Here is a 17,001-nt window from a genome sequence, read left to right as displayed (position 1 = left end):
TCGCCTCCAGTTCAATAGATCTTGGTTCATGCAAGATCATCATACGACGGAAGACAAAGAGCCATCGTGATCTCAGTCACTCTGGCCCCATTTTTCATAAAATCAATTCATAATAATCGTTCGCGCTAATCACATGGAATCCGCAATCCTCATAAATGCCAAGCGCGCGCGCATTCTCTACAGCGACTTCGAGTTCGAACCGCGTCTTCCCTTGTTCGCGCTGTAACATGTTCATGAGCTCGACAAGAATACGTCGACCATTCCCTTTCCCCCGTTGGAGCGGACTCACACAGAACCCATAAATAAAGGCACTGCCATCCTCGAAGGTAAGACCCAGCTTGCCGATCGGCTGGCCTTCAGCTTCTGCGATATACGTATATTCCAGTGGGCTATTGAAGGTACGTTCTACATAATCCCGCGAATCCGCTTCCTTCATATCGAATCCGTCAACATTAAGCTGAACCAACAGCTCTTTATCCGCTTCTCGCGCGACGTGAAGTTGGATGTTGTTCTCGCTCATGCCACGAACATGAAAGCCACTAAGATCTGCATCCGTCCGCTCACAACGCATCCAGTGCTCAGATACCTTATACTTCGTGCCCCGCGCGACCAGGAATGCTTGCCCCGCCGTAGAACGATGATGATTAATGAAGAGAATATTGCCGAATCCCCGCTGTCTGCACTCCTCCACTGCCGCATCCACAAGCTGTGTGAACATTCCCCGTCTCCGGTAGAGTGGATGAACCATTCCGCTAATTTCTGCCTCCGAAGATTGGAAGCTATAAATGCCTAAGTACCCGACCAGATCGCCATTCTCATAAATGAGAAAATCATTCGTCTCTTGTGTGGGCCGCGTCTGTAAGGATACCCAGTTCAATTTCAGCTTAATTCCATCCAGCGCATCACAAATATCCGCCAATATGCGGATGTCATGCAATTCTTGCTCGGTCAATCCTTGTCTTTTCCGTATTTCCATCAGGTAAACCCTCCCATCTATTCCCTATTTTACACCTATGGTCAACCCCTTCTGGATTAATCGATGCCATAGACCATAAATCTTCCCATTGAAAAAAGAAGGCTTATCCTAAGCGATATAAATCGCTTGAAGATAAGCCTTCTTCGCTATCCCTCTAAACACGCCCAACCGAATTCCCCGTCACGAGCGTCACATAAATCCGTTCATTCTCCACGGTTTCGCCTTGCAGCAGCTTAATCAATTGTTCTGCTGCGAGCGCGCCCCATTTTTTCTTCGAATAGTTAATGGTCGCAAGACGCGGCTGTGTATATTCCGTTAGTTCGATGTTATCAAACCCGACGATATGAATATGCTCCCCAATGCGATATTTCGTTGAAGCTACGTAGTTGTAGAATCCAATCGCCATCTCATCATTCAGACAGAATACCGCAACAGGCTCTGTGTACGCATCGATAATCAGCTTCGCCGCTTGCTCCCCTGCGGATTTGTTGAAATCGCCGTCGATCTCGATATATTCTACCTTCGGGTGGCGATCGAGTGTCTGCTTCGACGCTTGGAGACGCTGTCTAGCATCATAAGATCCCTTCGGGCCGTTCACGATATAGATTCTCCGATGCCCCTGTTCAAGCAAATATTCCGTCGCTAGCATCGCGCCTGCCTTATTATCCAACAGCACTTGATTCACGTTCGGATGGCTCAGCTCACGGTCCAGCACCACGATTTTATGTCCACGATCTGCATACTGCAGCAGCTCTTCACTATTGAACTGCTCATCCAGAATGATGGCACCGTCAATAATCCGCTCCGGCAGCATCCGATGAGATTCCTTTCCACTGCACACGACCAGATCATATTCCTTATCATTCAGAACTTCCTTAATGCCTTGCAGCAGACCGCCATAGAAAGCACCGTTGAAATCGGTTAAGAACACACCGATAATTCGGGACTCCTTCTTCTTCAGGGATCTGGCCGCCGCATTCGGAACATAATTTAATTCTTTAGCGATCACCAGGATTCGAGCACGCGTCTCCTCGGTTACCTTCGGATTCCCATTCAGTGCGTAAGATACCGTTGAGACGGAAACCCCTGCTTTTTTAGCGATATCTTTAATACTGACCAATACATTCGCCCCTATCTATCAAACCTTCCGACTTCATGTAAATTAAATATACCACAAAAGATTGGCGATCACAGTGGACCGCCAATCCGAACATCAATACAATTGTATTCACTTCGGCTTACTCAGGAGCAGTCGATCCAGCTTATGTAAAGAAGTGATGAAAAACAATGTGAATATCAGAAAACAGGGGGTATAATAGAGGTATACTACGATTCTTAAATGAAATGTCATCGATAATGGAAGAGGTGTTATGATGTTGAAATCTCTATGGGACAAGGCTATGAAGAAGGGATTCTCAGTCGAATTGGATCATCCGCCCAAGAACAAACAAGAGTTCCTAGATGAAATTGAACGTTATTGTAAGAAAGAGAATGTAACCTATACGTTTATAGAATACAATAGACCTGCCGTAGTCACGATCGACCATGTCGTCTATCAATGCCAAGTTGAAAACGCTGGAAGAGCAGGCTTTGTACTTCATTTCAAAGAAATATAATTTACAAAACGAGCCTTAGAAGAGAAGCTAACGGCTCGTTTTTTCATTGTCGGGGCTATGATAACTCTGATATAGGCGCAGTTTAGGTCATAGTTGATGCTAAAATCCATGATAGCAGCCAACCTACACTGAAGGAGATAGCTCTTCCACCTTCTACACACTGCACATCCTGCCGTACAGCACATATTACTGCGCCACGATCCAATCCACGCCAAACTTCTCAAGCGGTTTGACCCAATCCTTCGGCATATGAACATCGCTAATCACCGTATTCATATCTCGCCATTCCGCGATACGATAGAGCTGAGTAAGTCCTATTTTGCTGCCATCGGTCATGACAATGGATTGCCTGGAATTGCCCATCATCTTACTGACGAGTTGCCCACGTTCTGCATCAAAGGCGGTAATCCCCTTGCCCAGCACCATCCCATCGATGGAAATGAACGCCTTATCCGCATGGAACAGATCCACAATTTTCTCGGCGATGGAGCCGGTAATTCGAGAATGCCTCGAATTCACTTTGCCCCCAATCAGATAGATTTCGCCATTGAACAGTTCCTTATTCTTGTATTCAATCAGCTGATGCAGCGCCGGAATCGATATCGTTAGCACCGTCAGGTTATTCTTATTCATCAGAAAATCAATCATCGCAAGCGGCGTCGTCCCGTCATCAATAAAAATGACGTCATTATCCTCCACCAGTGCGGCCGCAGCCTTCCCAATCATTCGTTTCTCCTCGGCATAAATCACTTCGCGCTTGAGATAGGAAGGCTCTTCGCCGAGGAGGTTAATCTTCACCGCGCCCCCGTATACCCGCTTCAACCGGTTCTCGAGCTCCAGCTCCTCCAAGTACCGACGAATGGTCTCCGAGGACACACCTAACTTCTGCACGAGGTCAAATGTCTTAACCTGTCCCTCTGCGTTCAACTGCTCTAATATGATTCCTTTACGTTCTTCGCCAATCAACGACAACTGCGAATCCCCTCCGTCATACAACTTATCTTACACATTATAACTTTAGAACAACGGCTTCGCTATCCAGAACATGTAGAAGGGCGATGCAAGTATTGCACTCGCATCGCCCTTGACAGACTTATCAATCATCTACAAGCTTTTCGACTCCACACGACCAACAGCAGATACAAGCCGCTCCATATCACCGGGATAGACTTCGCCAATATTGCCGATGCGGAACGTGTCCGCGTTGGAGATTTTACCTGGATAGATGACGAATCCTTGAGCTTTGAGCTCCTTATAGAAGTCTTCGAACTTGAACGATGCGTCTGGATAATAGAATGATGTAATGATCGGAGAATGCATTTCATCCGCCAAAAGCGTCTCAAAGCCCAGATCCCGCATGCCTCGCACAAGGGTCTGCTGATTCTGACGATAACGCGCATATCTTGCTGCAACGCCGCCTTCTTCTTCAAGCTCCAGCATCGCTTCATCAAATGCTCTCACGACATGCGTCGGAGATGTATAGCGCCATTTGCCGCCATTCTGCTCCATATGATGCCATTGATCATACAAATCCAGCGAGAGTGAACGCGCTTGACCTTGGCAAGCCTGAAGCCGATCGATGCGTGCGATGACGAATCCGAAGCCCGGAACCCCTTGAATACACTTGTTCGCGCTGCTGATCAAGAAGTCGATACCGAGCTCAGCCACATCTAGCGGCACGCCGCCAAAGCTGCTCATCGCATCCACGATGAACACTTTATTGTGTAACTTCACAATCTGGCCCGCCTCCGCAATAGGATTCAGAATCCCCGTGGTCGTCTCACAATGGACCATCGCTACGTGGGTAATCGAAGGATCCTGCTGAAGCATCGATTCCAGATCATCCAAATCCGGAAGAGAGACTTCGCCGCTGTCGAGCACCACAACCTGAACCCCTAGCACTTGAGCCATCTGAACGATCCGTTTGCCATAAGCACCATTCGTCATGACAAGTAATTTGTCCGTACTGCCCAGTGCGCTTCCGATCACTGATTCCACGCAATACGAACCGCTGCCTTGCAGTAACACGGCGGAATATTCTTCAATACGCTGCGTTGCAAGCGTAACAAGCCGGCGACGAATGCTCTGTACCAGATCATTATAATCGCGATCCCATGTGCACCAGTCCTTGAGCATCGCAGCTTTGACCCTCTTGCTCGTCGATAACGGACCTGGGGTGAGCAGCAAATACGGATTATCATCTAACAGTTCAGTATTCATATCGTTACGCTCCTCGATTATGAAATGATGGATAGCATCGGTCTGTAACTAAACCAACACCTCAACGACCTCAGCTTGAGCAATACGTTCGTTAATACGGTCGATTAAGGCTGGAAATTCTCCGATTTGCTTAATCACATAATGCGCGCCTGCGGCCTTGAACCGCTCTTCAACCACTTGCATCCGAGCTTCCAGTTCTTCTGCCTGCATATTTGCTACTTCTGCCTCACTCAGACCTAACTCGCTGCCGCCTTGGATGACGCCTACACTCCACATGCCGGCATTCACGCCTTCCAATATATCGCTGATTGTATCCCCGACTTTGACCATCGCTCCCATCGGATAGATGCCGAGCAGTTCCGCGTTGCGGTAGCACATCCAAGGGTAAGGCCGTCCTGCGAACACATCATTTGGTGTGACGAGTGTATCTGGGAAATAACCTTTGCGTTTCGCTTCTGCCGCGACGATCTCCATCATTTCTGCCGTATAGCCCGTCGTTGAGCCAATTTTAAGACCGCGTTCTCTAAGGTTCGCAACGACTTCCAATGCTCCCGGTACCGGATCGGTATAACTTGCTAAATCTGTGAACAACATCGGCTCAAAATCAGCGTAAAGCGCATCGACATCGGCTTCCTCCGGCATTCTTCCGTAGCGCTCCTGCCACAATCCCGCAATACGTTCCATCGCGAGCAGCGCCTTAATATGATCACGCTTCAGCATGCCCATCGGCCCACGCGCTTCTTCGGCTGTAATCTCAATCTCCCACTTCTTAAATACATTGACGAATACAAGCAATGGAGCAAAACAACCATAGTCCACCATCGTCCCTGCCCAGTCAAATATAACGCCTTTTATTTTCCCTTGATACGGTAATGCCATCGCCACACACTCCTTTTATATGATTAGATTCGCCTGGAAAACAATTAATACCTAATCCATTAGTTTTATTTAATTGTTTTTAGTTGTTTTTACCTGTGTTTATGATCAAATCATAAGACACCACTAGGGTAGTGTCAATTGCCTACAGCCATATTTACGTAAAATTCATAATGCCTTGTCCGGGCGCTAAATAACCCGGGGCCCGAAAACAAAATCCCCTCCAAGCCGCTCACAACGCATATGAAATCCAATGCGCGTGGTCTGTCAACTTGGAGGGGATATAATCCACCTTACATGTAAATCTCAATCACGTTATCAGCTGGCTGAAGCCCTTGTTCAAATCACTCTCTCGAAATAAGAACGCCGCCTTAGCGATCGGCTAGAGATGAAGCGACTGCAGGCTCCGAACGAAGCTTGACCACGACGACGTATTTGCACAGTATCTAAGATGACACCTTGAAAAATTATAAATTTTACCAATATTTTGTCAGGTTGATGGCAGGTTTTTTATTTTTAGGTGAGAAAATGTAATGAAAGTAAAGAAGTGTATATCAAAAGTAATAAAATATCTATTTAGCACGCATGAATTTGTCTCATAGTATTAACTGTGAAGAGGCCTCTTGGAGTGAATGGGCGCCCGGGCAAATCCCATGTACTCGACTTGTAACAACGTAACTATCATTTCAATCTAAGAAATGGGGATGAAAAATGAAACGTAGTCAGGGGCATCAAAGACGAATTTCGTTGTTGTTACTATTTGCGCTAATCTTCTCGATTGTTTTATCGATTCATCCATCGGTAGCGAAGGCAGAAGGGGATACGCCGCCAGAGGCTACGCAGCCCGGGGATCAACAGACGTTACCCGAAATTCCTAGTCAGCCCGAGCCGCAACCGGAGCCTTCACCAGACCTTGAGCAGCCACTCGATACCGAAGCCGTTGCTGCCGCTGCGACGGGATATTTCCCTCCGAATACCGCAGCATCCGGTAACGTGAAGAATATGGCCCTGTTGTATACGGGATATTACGGCGGACGAACGACATACGAGGGAAAAGAACTCGGCACGTATGACAAAAATACATTATTGCCTTATGTTGCGCACTACAACAGCAGTAACACGATGGACGACACTTTTTTCGACTCATTTCTGTTCCTAGGAATCAATACCCCCGATTATAGAGATTTCGGCGATACAGCGGACTCTGCCAAGTGGACCTATAAGACGGATTGGGAGTGGTACATGAACCGCCTGTTCACCGCCAATCAACAACTAGATGCCCTGAATCAGGCCACCCAACAGGTTGCGACCACACTCAACCAACCAAGTTATAAATCCAAAGTATACATTATGATCCCTTACCCCAACAGCGAAATCACCAATTTCGGGGATGTCGATAACGACGGAATCAGCGAAAACCTGAATTCGACGCCGAGCAACATGACCAAGGTAATCAAATGGTATATCGACACCGTACGAAGCAGATGGAACCAAGCAAATTACAGCAACCTTGAATTAAAGGGGTTCTACTGGTTCAACGAAGATATCTACCCCTACTCCCCGTATGATGAAGTGAATGCGATCAACAACTCGGGCAACTATCTCCATACGCTTGGCCTGAAATTTTGCTGGATTCCGTACTTTGGCGCCGGGCAGAGCAACAACTGGCATAACTACACCTTCGATTTCAGCATTCAGCAGCCCAACCACTATTTCGTTCCAAGTTCAGACTATTCGAGAATGACGGCGGTAACCACCCAAGCCCAGACCTACAATGAAGGCATCGAGATGGAATTTGACGAAAGGGCGATGCACGACCTCGACTTCAAAAACCGGTTCGATAATTACTTAAAAGCTGGCGCGGAATACGGATATATGTCGGGAGCGGTCAAGGGCTGGTACCAAGATATCTTCGCGATATATAACTTCTATAAAAACAAGAACAACAGCGGCATAAACGGCATTTATGACGGTAGACAGATGTATGAAGACATCTACAAATTCACCAAAGGGACGTACACAATTCCAACCAACCTGGCATCCGGCAAAACGGCCGTCGCCTCTTCCAGCCAGAGTTCTTCCGTATCCGCTTCCAAGGCTGTCGACAATTTGTTCGGCAGCAGGTGGTCAAGCCAGCAGAATTCAAACAATGAGTGGATCTACGTCGATCTCGGGCAGGACTATAACGTCAACCGCGTCAGGCTGAACTGGGAGTACGCATACGGTAAGAGCTACAAAATCCAAGTATCCAGCGATGCCACCAATTGGACGGATGTCTATACGACAACGACAGGCGACGGTGGAGTCGACGATATCGGCTTCGCGCCTACAACGGGAAGGTATGTGAGAATGAGTGCGACGGAACGGGGGACGATGTACGGCTACTCCATTTATGAGTTCCAAGTATTCGGAGATAGCGTAGGATCCGGCTTAACGACCAATCTAGCATTGAACAAGACAGCTACGTCATCAACCTATCAGGACGCCACCTTGACGGCGAACAATGTGGTGGACGGCAACGGAACGACGAGATGGTCCAGCACATTCGCGGACCCGCAATGGATTACGGTCGACCTCGGGCAGGCTTATAACCTGAATCGCGTCATCTTGAATTGGGAGCTGGCCTATGGCAAAGGCTACAAGATCCAAGTATCCAACGACGCAGCCAATTGGACGGACGTATACACGACGACAACGGGCGACGGCGGTATCGACGATATCTCCTTTGCTGCGGTTAACGCGAGATATGTCCGGATGTACGGGACGCAAAGAGCCTACTCCTTCTACGGCTATTCCTTGTACGAATTCCAGATTTACGGCAAACCGAATCTAGCGCTGAACAAAACGGCAACCTCCTCTTCCAACGAGACAGCCGCATACACGGCCGATAAAGCGGTAGATGGCAGCCTGACGACCCGATGGTCCAGTCTATATTCCAACCCGCAATGGATCTACGTCGACCTCGGACAGCAGTACCGCGTCAATAATGTCAAGCTAAACTGGGAGTTTGCCTATGCGAAGGGCTACAGGATCCAGTTGTCGAACGATGGACTCAACTGGTCAGATGTGTATGTGACATCGGAGGGCGATGGCGGCATCGACGACATCTACTTCGAACCGCTAAATGCAAGGTATGTCAGGATGCTTGCGACAAATCAAGGCACCGGCTACTGGTACTCCCTTTATGAATTCGCAGTATACGGCAGCTGATTCGATTCGCAACGCGTAAAACCTGATATCGGGTTCTTACCCTAATAACAAAACCAGCCCATGCACGGGACACTGTGCTGGGCTGGTTTTAGCTTGTACCCCGTCCCTCTGTATTCATCCAATGGTGCCGCTCGCAAGGTTTCGTTCTACATCGTCTGACCATTATCCACGGTGATGATCTGGCCCGTCAGTGACTTCTGCAGCAGCATGGAGACGATTGACTCCGCAATATCCTCCGGTGTCGATATCCGCTGCAGCATGATGCTACCTGCTAACCGATGCATTTTCGCCTCATGGCCTGCCCACCATCGTGTGTCGACTGCGCCCGGGGCAATCGCATTAACGCGGATATCTGGCGCAAGCGCATGGGCGAGTGACTTGGTCAGTCCGTGCACGGCTGCTTTGGATACGGCGTAAGGCAGCGAGGAGCCGAGCCCTGTCGTTCCCGCGACGCTGCCGAGATTCACGATCGCACCCTCTCCATTCTTCTTCATATACGGAGCCACGGCTCTCGCCGTATAGAACATCCCTTTGACATTCACGGCGAGCAGACGATCCCACATCTCATCCGTCACGGCATCCAGGTCGCTCATCGGAAGCTGCGCCGTAATGCTCGCATTGTTCACCAGGTAATGCACAGTCCCATACTTATGCGCAATGTCCGCAATCATCTGCTGCACCTCTTGCTCATTGGATACATCCGCTTTGACGGCGATGGCCTGACCCTGGTTGTCCCGGATCACTTGGACGGTTGCAAGAGCCTCCGCTTCCGATCTGGAATAATTCACCGCGACGATGGCCCCTTTTCTCGCAAGCAGGATACTAGTTGCCCGACCTACGCCAGTTCCTCCACCCGTTACTAACACCACTTTATTTTGCAATTCCATTGAGACTCACCGATCCTTTCCTTTCGTTGCTGTCCTTCTGTTACCATCGTACTTCCCTTTGATCTCGTTGTATAATTGTTAGATATCATACTGACTATTAATAAAACTGATACCGGGAAAAGAGGGATTGTCATGGAAAGTCCTGAGCTTCGAATTTTCCAATGTGTTGCCGAAGAATTATCCTTCTCTAGAGCAGCGGATCGACTAGGCTACGTACAATCCAATATTACACTTCGCATTCAAAAGCTGGAGCAGGAGCTCGGCGTCCCCCTATTCGAACGAACGAATAAAGGTGTAACCCTCCTGCCTGCAGGCGAGAAGCTGCTCCACTACGCAGACCAAGTGATTAACTTACTGGAAGATGGAAAAAAAGAGATAGCTGCGACGCCAGCCCAAGCTGTCCTGCGGATCGGGGCTACACAGACCTTTGCCGCTCAGCGCCTGCCCGTCCTGCTTAGCCGATATAACCGCGACTTTCCGCAAGTACAGATATCCATGAAGACTGGTAATCAAATGGAGTTGCTTCGACATGTCGCACATAGCGAGCTCGATGGTGCGTTCATTAGCGATCAATTCCATGATGAGCACGTCGAAGCTGTCATGCACTGGGAAGAAGAGCTCGTTCTCATATCGTCATCGAGTGACCCTCATCCGCTGGAACAACCTATTATTGTAAATGCTTTTCCCGATTGTCCATACCGACGACGCTTGCTTGAATGGTTCGATCGACAGAATCACCAGCCTGTGTCTGTCATGGAATTCGATACGCTGAACGCCATTCTGACAGGTGTCAAAGAAGGCATGGGCACCTCCTTATTGCCGAAGAGTGTCGTCCCGCCAGATGTGAGTTGTATTCCTCTACCTGATGGATTGCGCCACGTCGGGATTCAATTTATCGTCAAGCGAACCCATGCTAGATCGATTGCGCTTACGAGTTTCATCCAGATGATGGAGAAAGATTCATAGAATCAACGGAAACAAAAAAAGCGGTACCTACGACTTCCATCGCAGGTACCGCTTTTGCATTATATATGAATCTGTGGACGATCCAACCGGTACAGCTTCGCATACCGCGGCTCCCGCTCCATCAACTCTGCGTGCGTACCTCGCATCGCAACGCGCCCATCTTCGATGAAGATAACTTCGTCCATCTGCTCCACACCCACCAGATGGTGTGTGATCCAGAGCAGCGATTTGCCTTGCAGTGCGTGGAAGATCGTCTGCAATAGATCGCGCTCCGTGCGCGGATCAAGGCCCACCGTCGGCTCGTCGAGGATGACGACGGGCGTGTTCTGCAGCAGTACGCGCGCGAGGGCGATCCGCTGCCGTTCGCCGCCGGAGAACCGCTGCCCGGTCTCGAGCATCGGCGTCGCATACCCTTCCGGCAGCGATGCAATGAGCTGGTCCAGCTTGACCTGTTGCGCAACCACCGCGATCTCTTCGTCTGAGGCATCGCGCCGTCCGAGGCGAATGTTGTTCGCCACCGTCGTATCGAACAGATGCGGTCGCTGATTCAGCACCGAGACAACCGAGGCAATCTGCTCCCCATAATGATGAGCGGGAACGCCATTGATCAGCACTTCGCCATTATTCGGCACCAGTGCGCCTTGCACAAGCTTGAGCAGCGTCGATTTCCCTGCGCCGCTGCGGCCGATGATCGCTACGCGCTTCCCTTGCGGCAGATCAAGCTGGATATCCTCCAGCGTCCAATTTGAAACCTGCGGATCGGCAACCTCTCTTGCCAGCTGCTCCGATGATGGATAACGATAACAGACATCTGTAAGCTGAATATACGCAGCTTGCCCCGCAGGAAGCGGTAATCCTGTCGCAGAAGGATCCACTCCAAGGTCCCCGCCGTCATCTCTCATCTCATTCAGACGTGCGAGCGAATCCCGATATTGCGGAATCTTCTCAATCGCCTCCGAGACCGGCAGGAACGCATCCATCAGCGGAAACACGACGAGCGTGAACGCCGCGATCAACGTCACGGTGAACGAACCCGAGGCAGCCTGTTGTCCAGACCAATATGCCATCGATACCACCGTGAGTCCCACGATACATTGTGCGATGAACATCCGTCCGCGCGCCCAGCGGCTAAGCGATCGTTCAATCGCCGCTACCCGCTGTTCATCGGCCTCATAGGCCGCCGCGAATTGCGCAGCACGCCCGCTAATCATCCAATCGCCCATGCCAAGCACGGCATCCGTCAGTTTACGGTATAACCGGCTGCGCTGCTGCTTCATCTGCTCATGCCGCGCATACGTGATCCTTAATGATACGCCAGGCAGTACGAAGACAAGAACGAACAAATACAACCCCATCAAGAACGCGAAGCCGATGTCGTACCAACCTAGCAAGACGACTACAGCAATATACATGATAAGCGCGACAACCGTCGGAAATACGGTGCGCAAATAGACATTTTGCAAATATTCGATATCGTCCGCGAGTACCCCAAGCACATCCCCCGTCCGGTACCGCGAACGGATGAACAAAGCTTGCGGTTCGAGCATGCGATACAACCGCACCCGCATCTTCGATAAGATACGTAGAATGGCATCATGTGAGGCCAGACGCTCCACATAATGAATGACAGCCCGACTGATCCCGAACGTACGCACTAAGACAACCGGGACATAGACGAGCAGAATATTTTCCGGACGGAGCGCCGATTTAGAAATCAAGAAGCCTGACGTGAACATGAGCGAGCTCGCTGCCAGCACAGTCAGGAGGGACAGTGCAATGACAATGGCGAATCGCCATCCGTGTTGCCGAATGTAAGGGCGGAACCACGATTCTTCTCTCACAATATCCCCTCCATTTCCGCAGTCATCAGTCCGTAATAGACGCCGCGCTGCAAGAGCAGCTCTTCATGTGTCCCCATCTCAGCCAGCCGTCCCTGATCCATCACCAGGATGAGATCCATATCCGTCATCCAATGCAATCGATGCGTCGCGAGGAACACGAGCTTATCGGCGAACAGCGGAAGCATGGTCTCTTTGATTTCCATCTCCGTCTCAATGTCTAGGTGAGCTGTCGGTTCATCCAACAGAATGACCGATCGATCACTTAGAAAAGCCCGTGCCAGCGCAACCCGCTGCTCCTGCCCGCCGCTGAGCTGCCGACCGCCATTTCCGATCACCTCGTTCATGCCATGCGTAAGCTGTGCCACCAGTTCTTGAAGTCCTGCGGCCGCAATCGCCTCCGCCACCTCTTCATCCGAAGCCTCAGGACGATAGAAGCGCACATTATCTGCGAGCGACATATCGAAAATATACGGGTGCTGCGGAATATACGTCGTCTCTCCGCGCCATGCTGCATCATGCAGCCCCGGGATGGTCACGCCATCCAATCGGAAGGTTCCCACATTCGGTTGCAAGAAGCCCCCAAGTACATCGATGAGCGTCGATTTACCTGCGCCGCTCTCCCCAATGATCCCGATGCGCTTCATGCCTGCGATCTCAAGCGATACGTCCTGCAAGGAACTCGGCCCTTCTGCTTCATGCTGAACATTCACATGCGATAACGACAGAACGCTGTCCTTCGTCCATGTAAAGCCAACCGGCAGTACGGATTCCCCGACCTTCAGCCCTTCCTCCGCGATCATCGCTTGCATGGCCTTGCCGGCTTCTTTCCCTTTGAGCGTCGCATGATAGTCCGCTCCGACCATTCGCACAGGCAAGAAATACTCCGGCGCAAGGATCAGCACGAGCAGCGCAACTTCAAGCCCCATCTCGCCATTAATGAGCCGCAGCCCTAAGCTGACCGCCACCGAAGCAACCGACAGCATTGTGAAGAAATCCAACGCAAAAGAAGAGAGAAATGCCATCCGCAGCGTCTTCATTGTCGCGCTGCGATAGCGGTCACTCACCTGTTCAATCGTATCCCCATGGGATCGACTACGGCCGAGGAACTTCAGCGTCTCGAGTCCGCGCAAGGAATCGACGAAGTGATTCGATAGCTTCCGGTAGGTCTCAAGCTGCTTCTCGGTATGCTTCTTCGTCGCGAGCCCAATCAAGATCATGAAGGCGATCAGAATCGGCAACGTTACGATCAGGATAAGCGCCGCTGTTGGGTCCTTCACGAAGATGAAGAGGACAATGAGCGCAGGCGTAATCGCCACGCCCATCATCCTCGGAACGATCAGCTCCAGATAGGTGCGGAACTGCGTTATGCCATCGAGCACGAGCGTCACGAGGTTGCCCGTTCCTTCCTTCTTCGCGAACCGAGGGCCAAGCTCGAACAGCTTCTGCAGCAGCTGCTGCTGCAAATCTCTGCCCGTCGTCTCCGCGAACCGATAGGCTAACTTCTGCATCGCAAGACCCGTGATTTGCCGCAATATAAAAGCAAACAGGAACATGGCCATTTTGCCATACTGTTCCTGCAGCGGTTGTCCAGCGAACAAGGCGGAGATGACCTCCGCCAGCCATGTCGCCAGCAATATAATAGACACACTTTGAACAAGGGTCAGGAAGGCCGTCAGCGCAAGCACCGACTTTGCCCCCTTCAATCCCATTATGTCTTTTCCCATTAGTATTCCAAGTGCTCCTTCTCGTGAACCCGTTTATGAAATACGAAGTAACTCCAAATCTGATAACCCAATACGAATGGCAGCAGGGTTAACGCTACAATCGTCATGACTTTAAGGGAGTACGCTCCCGATGCTGCATTATCGATTGTTAAGTTGAACGCTTGATCAATCGAACTAATCATAACACGCGGGAACAAACCAATAAATACCGATGCAACCGACAACACGATCACCGCACCCGTCATCCCGAACGCCCAGCCGTCTTTTTTCACTTTCATGAAGTAACCTGACAACAAGAACGCAATGAGGCCAACGACGCCGACCGCTGCAAGAATGCCGCCGCGAACTTCGAACACATCAGTCATTGTATACGTCATGATCCCGAAGGCTGCCAGCAACACCCCAAGTGGAATGAGCAGCATCTGTCCAAGCTTACGCGCTCTTACTTGCAAGTCTCCCACTGTACGCAATGTTGTAAACATCAAGCCGTGCACAAGACACAACATAACCACCGTTAGACCGCCAACGAGCGTGTACCCGTTCACCATATCGAACAAGCCCGCCTTCATTTCCATCTGTGCGTCAATCGGAAGCCCTTTGATCAAGCCTGCGAAGACAACCCCAAATAGTAACGGCGGCAATAAGCTGCCGAGGAAAATCACCCAATCCCACGTCTTTTTCCACTTCTCATGTTTGACTTTGCCACGGAATTCGAACGCAACCCCGCGCCCAATCAGAGCTAGCAATAGGAACACAAACGGCGTGTAATATCCACTGAACAAGGTCGCATACCAGTTCGGGAAAGCCGCGAACATTGCGCCCCCTGCGGTAATCAGCCAGACTTCATTCGCGTCCCAGAAAGGTCCGATCGAATTGATCAACACGCGTCGCTCTCCATCCGTTCTCGCGAGCAATTTGGTCGACATCCCGACACCGAAATCGAATCCTTCGAGGAAGAAGAACCCAATGAACAGCACAGCTACAAGTACAAACCAGAGATCATTAAGTAAGTGCATGCTGCTTCACCTCCTCCTTATCAAATGGATCGTGGGCATGTTCATCATGGTGATCATCCGGCGCATATGGCCCTTTGCGAATCACTTTGATGAATAGATAGACGAGGATAATCCCCAGAATCATGTAAATGGTTGAAAAAGCAATCACCGAGAACAGAACTTCACCTGCACTCACGCTTGGTGAGATACTATCTTCCGTACGCATTAATCCGAAGACCGTCCATGGCTGGCGCCCAATCTCCGTCATAATCCATCCGAACGTATTCCCAATAAACGGTAACGAAATGCCTAAGACCATCAAACGCATGAACCATTTGTTCGGCTGCTCCAGCTTCTTGCGCCATGCCAGATACGTACCATATAGACCAAATAGAATCATTAGTGTACCCGCTCCGACCATGATACGGAAGCTCCAGAAGGTTGTGCGTACCGGTGGAATATAGTTCCCCGGACCATAAGTCGCCTCATACTCCGCTTGCAGTTCTAACATCCCTTTAACTTCACCGGAAAATTTACTATACGACAAGAAGCTCAGCAGGTACGGAATCTGAATCTCCATCCCATTCTCTTGCTTCTTCGGATCAATGGTCGCGAAGACCGTCCAACCCGCAGGATCGCCACTCTTGCCCCACAAGGCTTCACTGGCAGCCATTTTCATCGGTTGTGTATGAATCAAATATTGTGCTTGTTGATGTCCCCATAGCGCAACGCCGACGGAGGAGATCAGGCCAATAATAATCGCAATGTGGAAAGACTTCTTGAAAAATTGTACATCTTGACGCTTCAGCAGCTTGTAAGCACTAATCCCTGTGATCAAGAACGCGCCTGTTGCAAAAGCAGCTAGAACCGTATGCGGAAATTCCACAAGCAGTTGACCATTTGTCACCAGTGCCCAGAAATCATTCATCTCCGCGCGGCCATTCTGAATTTGAAATCCAACTGGACGCTGCATGAACGAGTTCGCAAGTAGGATCCAGAATGCGGACATCACCGTACCGATGCTAACGAGCCATATGCAGGTCAAATGCACCTTTTTCGATAGTCGATCCCATCCGAAAATCCATAGACCGATAAACGTCGATTCTAAGAAAAACGCGAGCAATGCTTCGATCGCCAGCGGCGCCCCGAAGACGTCTCCGACAAACCTCGAGTAGTTCGACCAGTTCATACCGAACTGGAACTCTTGCAGAATCCCCGTAACAACCCCAACTGCAAAGTTAATGAGAAATAATTTTCCCCAGAATTTCGCCATGCTTCTGTATTCTTCTTTGCCTTTAACGACGTACATGGTCTGCATAATCGCAATCGTTAACGCAAGACCAATGGATATCGGTACGAAGATAAAGTGAAAGATTGTCGTCGATGCGAATTGTAATCTTGCCAGAAATACAGCATCCATCCGTTCATATCCACCTTTCGATAACATTTTAATTTGGAGGCGAAGGCTCCCCGCCCCACTTCCTTCCTGTATTCTGTCATGGCCTCGAATATTCTAATGTGATTTTTATCACATTATTTCGCGCGAATCCGTTTTCGCAAGGGAACATTCCCGATTTCGTCACACAATATCCCGAATAAGACGGAAAAGACGATTAAATGCACTTGCATTGAGAGACGAGTAGCCGGGAGAGGTGGAGCACGAAAATGCGAAACTCCAAAAACCCATACC

The 17,001-nt window shown here is 49.9% G+C and carries 13 protein-coding genes; 3 read left to right on the top strand and 10 right to left on the bottom strand.

Going from position 1 to position 17,001, the window contains the following annotated elements; genetic code table 11:
• Positions 1–94: 94 nt before the first annotated feature.
• Together C558_RS0102090 and C558_RS0102085 are read right to left on the bottom strand one after the other, a co-directional pair.
• Positions 95–976 (bottom strand): GNAT family N-acetyltransferase, encoded by an 882-nt coding sequence (locus C558_RS0102090; protein WP_018754559.1) that lies wholly within the window; start codon positions 974–976, stop codon positions 95–97.
• Between the two features lie 154 nt (positions 977–1,130).
• Positions 1,131–2,096 (bottom strand): LacI family DNA-binding transcriptional regulator, encoded by a 966-nt coding sequence (locus C558_RS0102085; protein WP_018754558.1) that lies wholly within the window; start codon positions 2,094–2,096, stop codon positions 1,131–1,133.
• 250 nt (positions 2,097–2,346) lie between these two features.
• On the opposite strand from C558_RS0102085, the gene C558_RS0102080 reads away from it, so the two are divergent.
• A complete protein-coding gene (locus C558_RS0102080) occupies positions 2,347–2,592 on the top strand; it encodes a DUF4318 domain-containing protein (protein ID WP_156825959.1) in 246 nt (81 codons plus the stop codon).
• Between the two features lie 186 nt (positions 2,593–2,778).
• On the opposite strand, the gene C558_RS0102075 is transcribed toward C558_RS0102080, so the two are convergent.
• From C558_RS0102075 to phnX, 3 genes are all read right to left on the bottom strand, one after another.
• Positions 2,779–3,564 carry a DeoR/GlpR family DNA-binding transcription regulator gene (locus tag C558_RS0102075; protein WP_018754556.1) on the bottom strand — a complete coding sequence of 262 codons (786 nt, stop codon included), beginning with the start codon at positions 3,562–3,564 and terminating at the stop codon, positions 2,779–2,781.
• Positions 3,565–3,696: 132 nt separating this feature from the next.
• A complete protein-coding gene (gene phnW, locus C558_RS0102070; RefSeq protein ID WP_018754555.1) occupies positions 3,697–4,812 on the bottom strand; it encodes a 2-aminoethylphosphonate--pyruvate transaminase in 1,116 nt (371 codons plus the stop codon).
• Positions 4,813–4,860: 48 nt separating this feature from the next.
• Positions 4,861–5,691, bottom strand: coding sequence for a phosphonoacetaldehyde hydrolase (gene phnX, locus C558_RS0102065; RefSeq protein ID WP_018754554.1), 831 nt, complete (start codon positions 5,689–5,691; stop codon positions 4,861–4,863).
• Positions 5,692–6,399: 708 nt separating this feature from the next.
• Here phnX and C558_RS32305 point away from each other — a divergent pair.
• Positions 6,400–8,898 carry a galactose-binding domain-containing protein gene (locus C558_RS32305; protein WP_051106826.1) on the top strand — a complete coding sequence of 833 codons (2,499 nt, stop codon included), beginning with the start codon at positions 6,400–6,402 and terminating at the stop codon, positions 8,896–8,898.
• Positions 8,899–9,044: 146 nt separating this feature from the next.
• Here the strand turns inward: C558_RS32305 and C558_RS0102055 are convergent, their stop codons facing one another.
• Positions 9,045–9,785 (bottom strand): SDR family NAD(P)-dependent oxidoreductase, encoded by a 741-nt coding sequence (locus tag C558_RS0102055; RefSeq protein WP_018754553.1) that lies wholly within the window; start codon positions 9,783–9,785, stop codon positions 9,045–9,047.
• Positions 9,786–9,917: 132 nt separating this feature from the next.
• Between C558_RS0102055 and C558_RS0102050 the strand changes: the two genes are divergently transcribed.
• Positions 9,918–10,751, top strand: a complete 834-nt coding sequence (locus tag C558_RS0102050; RefSeq protein ID WP_018754552.1) for a LysR family transcriptional regulator — start codon at positions 9,918–9,920, stop codon at positions 10,749–10,751.
• 59 nt (positions 10,752–10,810) lie between these two features.
• Here the strand turns inward: C558_RS0102050 and cydC are convergent, their stop codons facing one another.
• Genes cydC through C558_RS0102030 form a run of 4 tightly spaced genes read right to left on the bottom strand, consistent with a single transcriptional unit; the run spans position 10,811 to position 16,731 of the window.
• The gene (gene cydC, locus C558_RS0102045; RefSeq protein ID WP_018754551.1) at positions 10,811–12,592 is read right to left on the bottom strand and encodes a thiol reductant ABC exporter subunit CydC; all 1,782 of its coding nucleotides are present in this window, start codon (positions 12,590–12,592) and stop codon (positions 10,811–10,813) included.
• Positions 12,589–14,316 (bottom strand): thiol reductant ABC exporter subunit CydD, encoded by a 1,728-nt coding sequence (gene cydD / locus C558_RS0102040; RefSeq protein WP_018754550.1) that lies wholly within the window; start codon positions 14,314–14,316, stop codon positions 12,589–12,591. The genes cydC and cydD overlap by 4 nt, the downstream gene beginning before the upstream one ends.
• On the bottom strand, positions 14,316–15,332 hold the full coding sequence (gene cydB / locus C558_RS0102035; RefSeq protein ID WP_018754549.1) for a cytochrome d ubiquinol oxidase subunit II: 1,017 nt from the start codon (positions 15,330–15,332) through the stop codon (positions 14,316–14,318). Before cydB ends, cydD begins: the two co-directional genes overlap by 1 nt.
• Positions 15,319–16,731, bottom strand: a complete 1,413-nt coding sequence (locus C558_RS0102030; protein ID WP_018754548.1) for a cytochrome ubiquinol oxidase subunit I — start codon at positions 16,729–16,731, stop codon at positions 15,319–15,321. The genes cydB and C558_RS0102030 overlap by 14 nt, the downstream gene beginning before the upstream one ends.
• Positions 16,732–17,001 lie beyond the last annotated feature (270 nt).

This window comes from Paenibacillus terrigena DSM 21567 (assembly GCF_000374845.1).
In the GTDB taxonomy this organism is placed as follows: Bacteria; Bacillota; Bacilli; order Paenibacillales; family Paenibacillaceae; genus Paenibacillus_K; species Paenibacillus_K terrigena.
Note: the sequence above shows the minus strand (reverse complement) of the source record. Positions and strands in the feature narration are given on the sequence as shown.

Excerpts from the sequence above, each read along its gene's own strand:
- C558_RS0102055 (WP_018754553.1), bottom strand. The coding sequence starts at position 9,785 with ATGGAATTGCAAAATAAAGTGGTGTTAGTAACGGGTGGAGGAACTGGC.
- phnW (WP_018754555.1), bottom strand. The coding sequence starts at position 4,812 with ATGAATACTGAACTGTTAGATGATAATCCGTATTTGCTGCTCACCCCA.
- C558_RS0102030 (WP_018754548.1), bottom strand. The coding sequence starts at position 16,731 with ATGGATGCTGTATTTCTGGCAAGATTACAATTCGCATCGACGACAATC.
- cydB (WP_018754549.1), bottom strand. The coding sequence starts at position 15,332 with ATGCACTTACTTAATGATCTCTGGTTTGTACTTGTAGCTGTGCTGTTC.
- C558_RS0102080 (WP_156825959.1), top strand. The coding sequence starts at position 2,347 with ATGATGTTGAAATCTCTATGGGACAAGGCTATGAAGAAGGGATTCTCA.
- C558_RS0102050 (WP_018754552.1), top strand. The coding sequence starts at position 9,918 with ATGGAAAGTCCTGAGCTTCGAATTTTCCAATGTGTTGCCGAAGAATTA.
- phnX (WP_018754554.1), bottom strand. The coding sequence starts at position 5,691 with ATGGCATTACCGTATCAAGGGAAAATAAAAGGCGTTATATTTGACTGG.
- C558_RS32305 (WP_051106826.1), top strand. The coding sequence starts at position 6,400 with ATGAAACGTAGTCAGGGGCATCAAAGACGAATTTCGTTGTTGTTACTA.
- cydD (WP_018754550.1), bottom strand. The coding sequence starts at position 14,316 with ATGGGAAAAGACATAATGGGATTGAAGGGGGCAAAGTCGGTGCTTGCG.
- C558_RS0102090 (WP_018754559.1), bottom strand. The coding sequence starts at position 976 with ATGGAAATACGGAAAAGACAAGGATTGACCGAGCAAGAATTGCATGAC.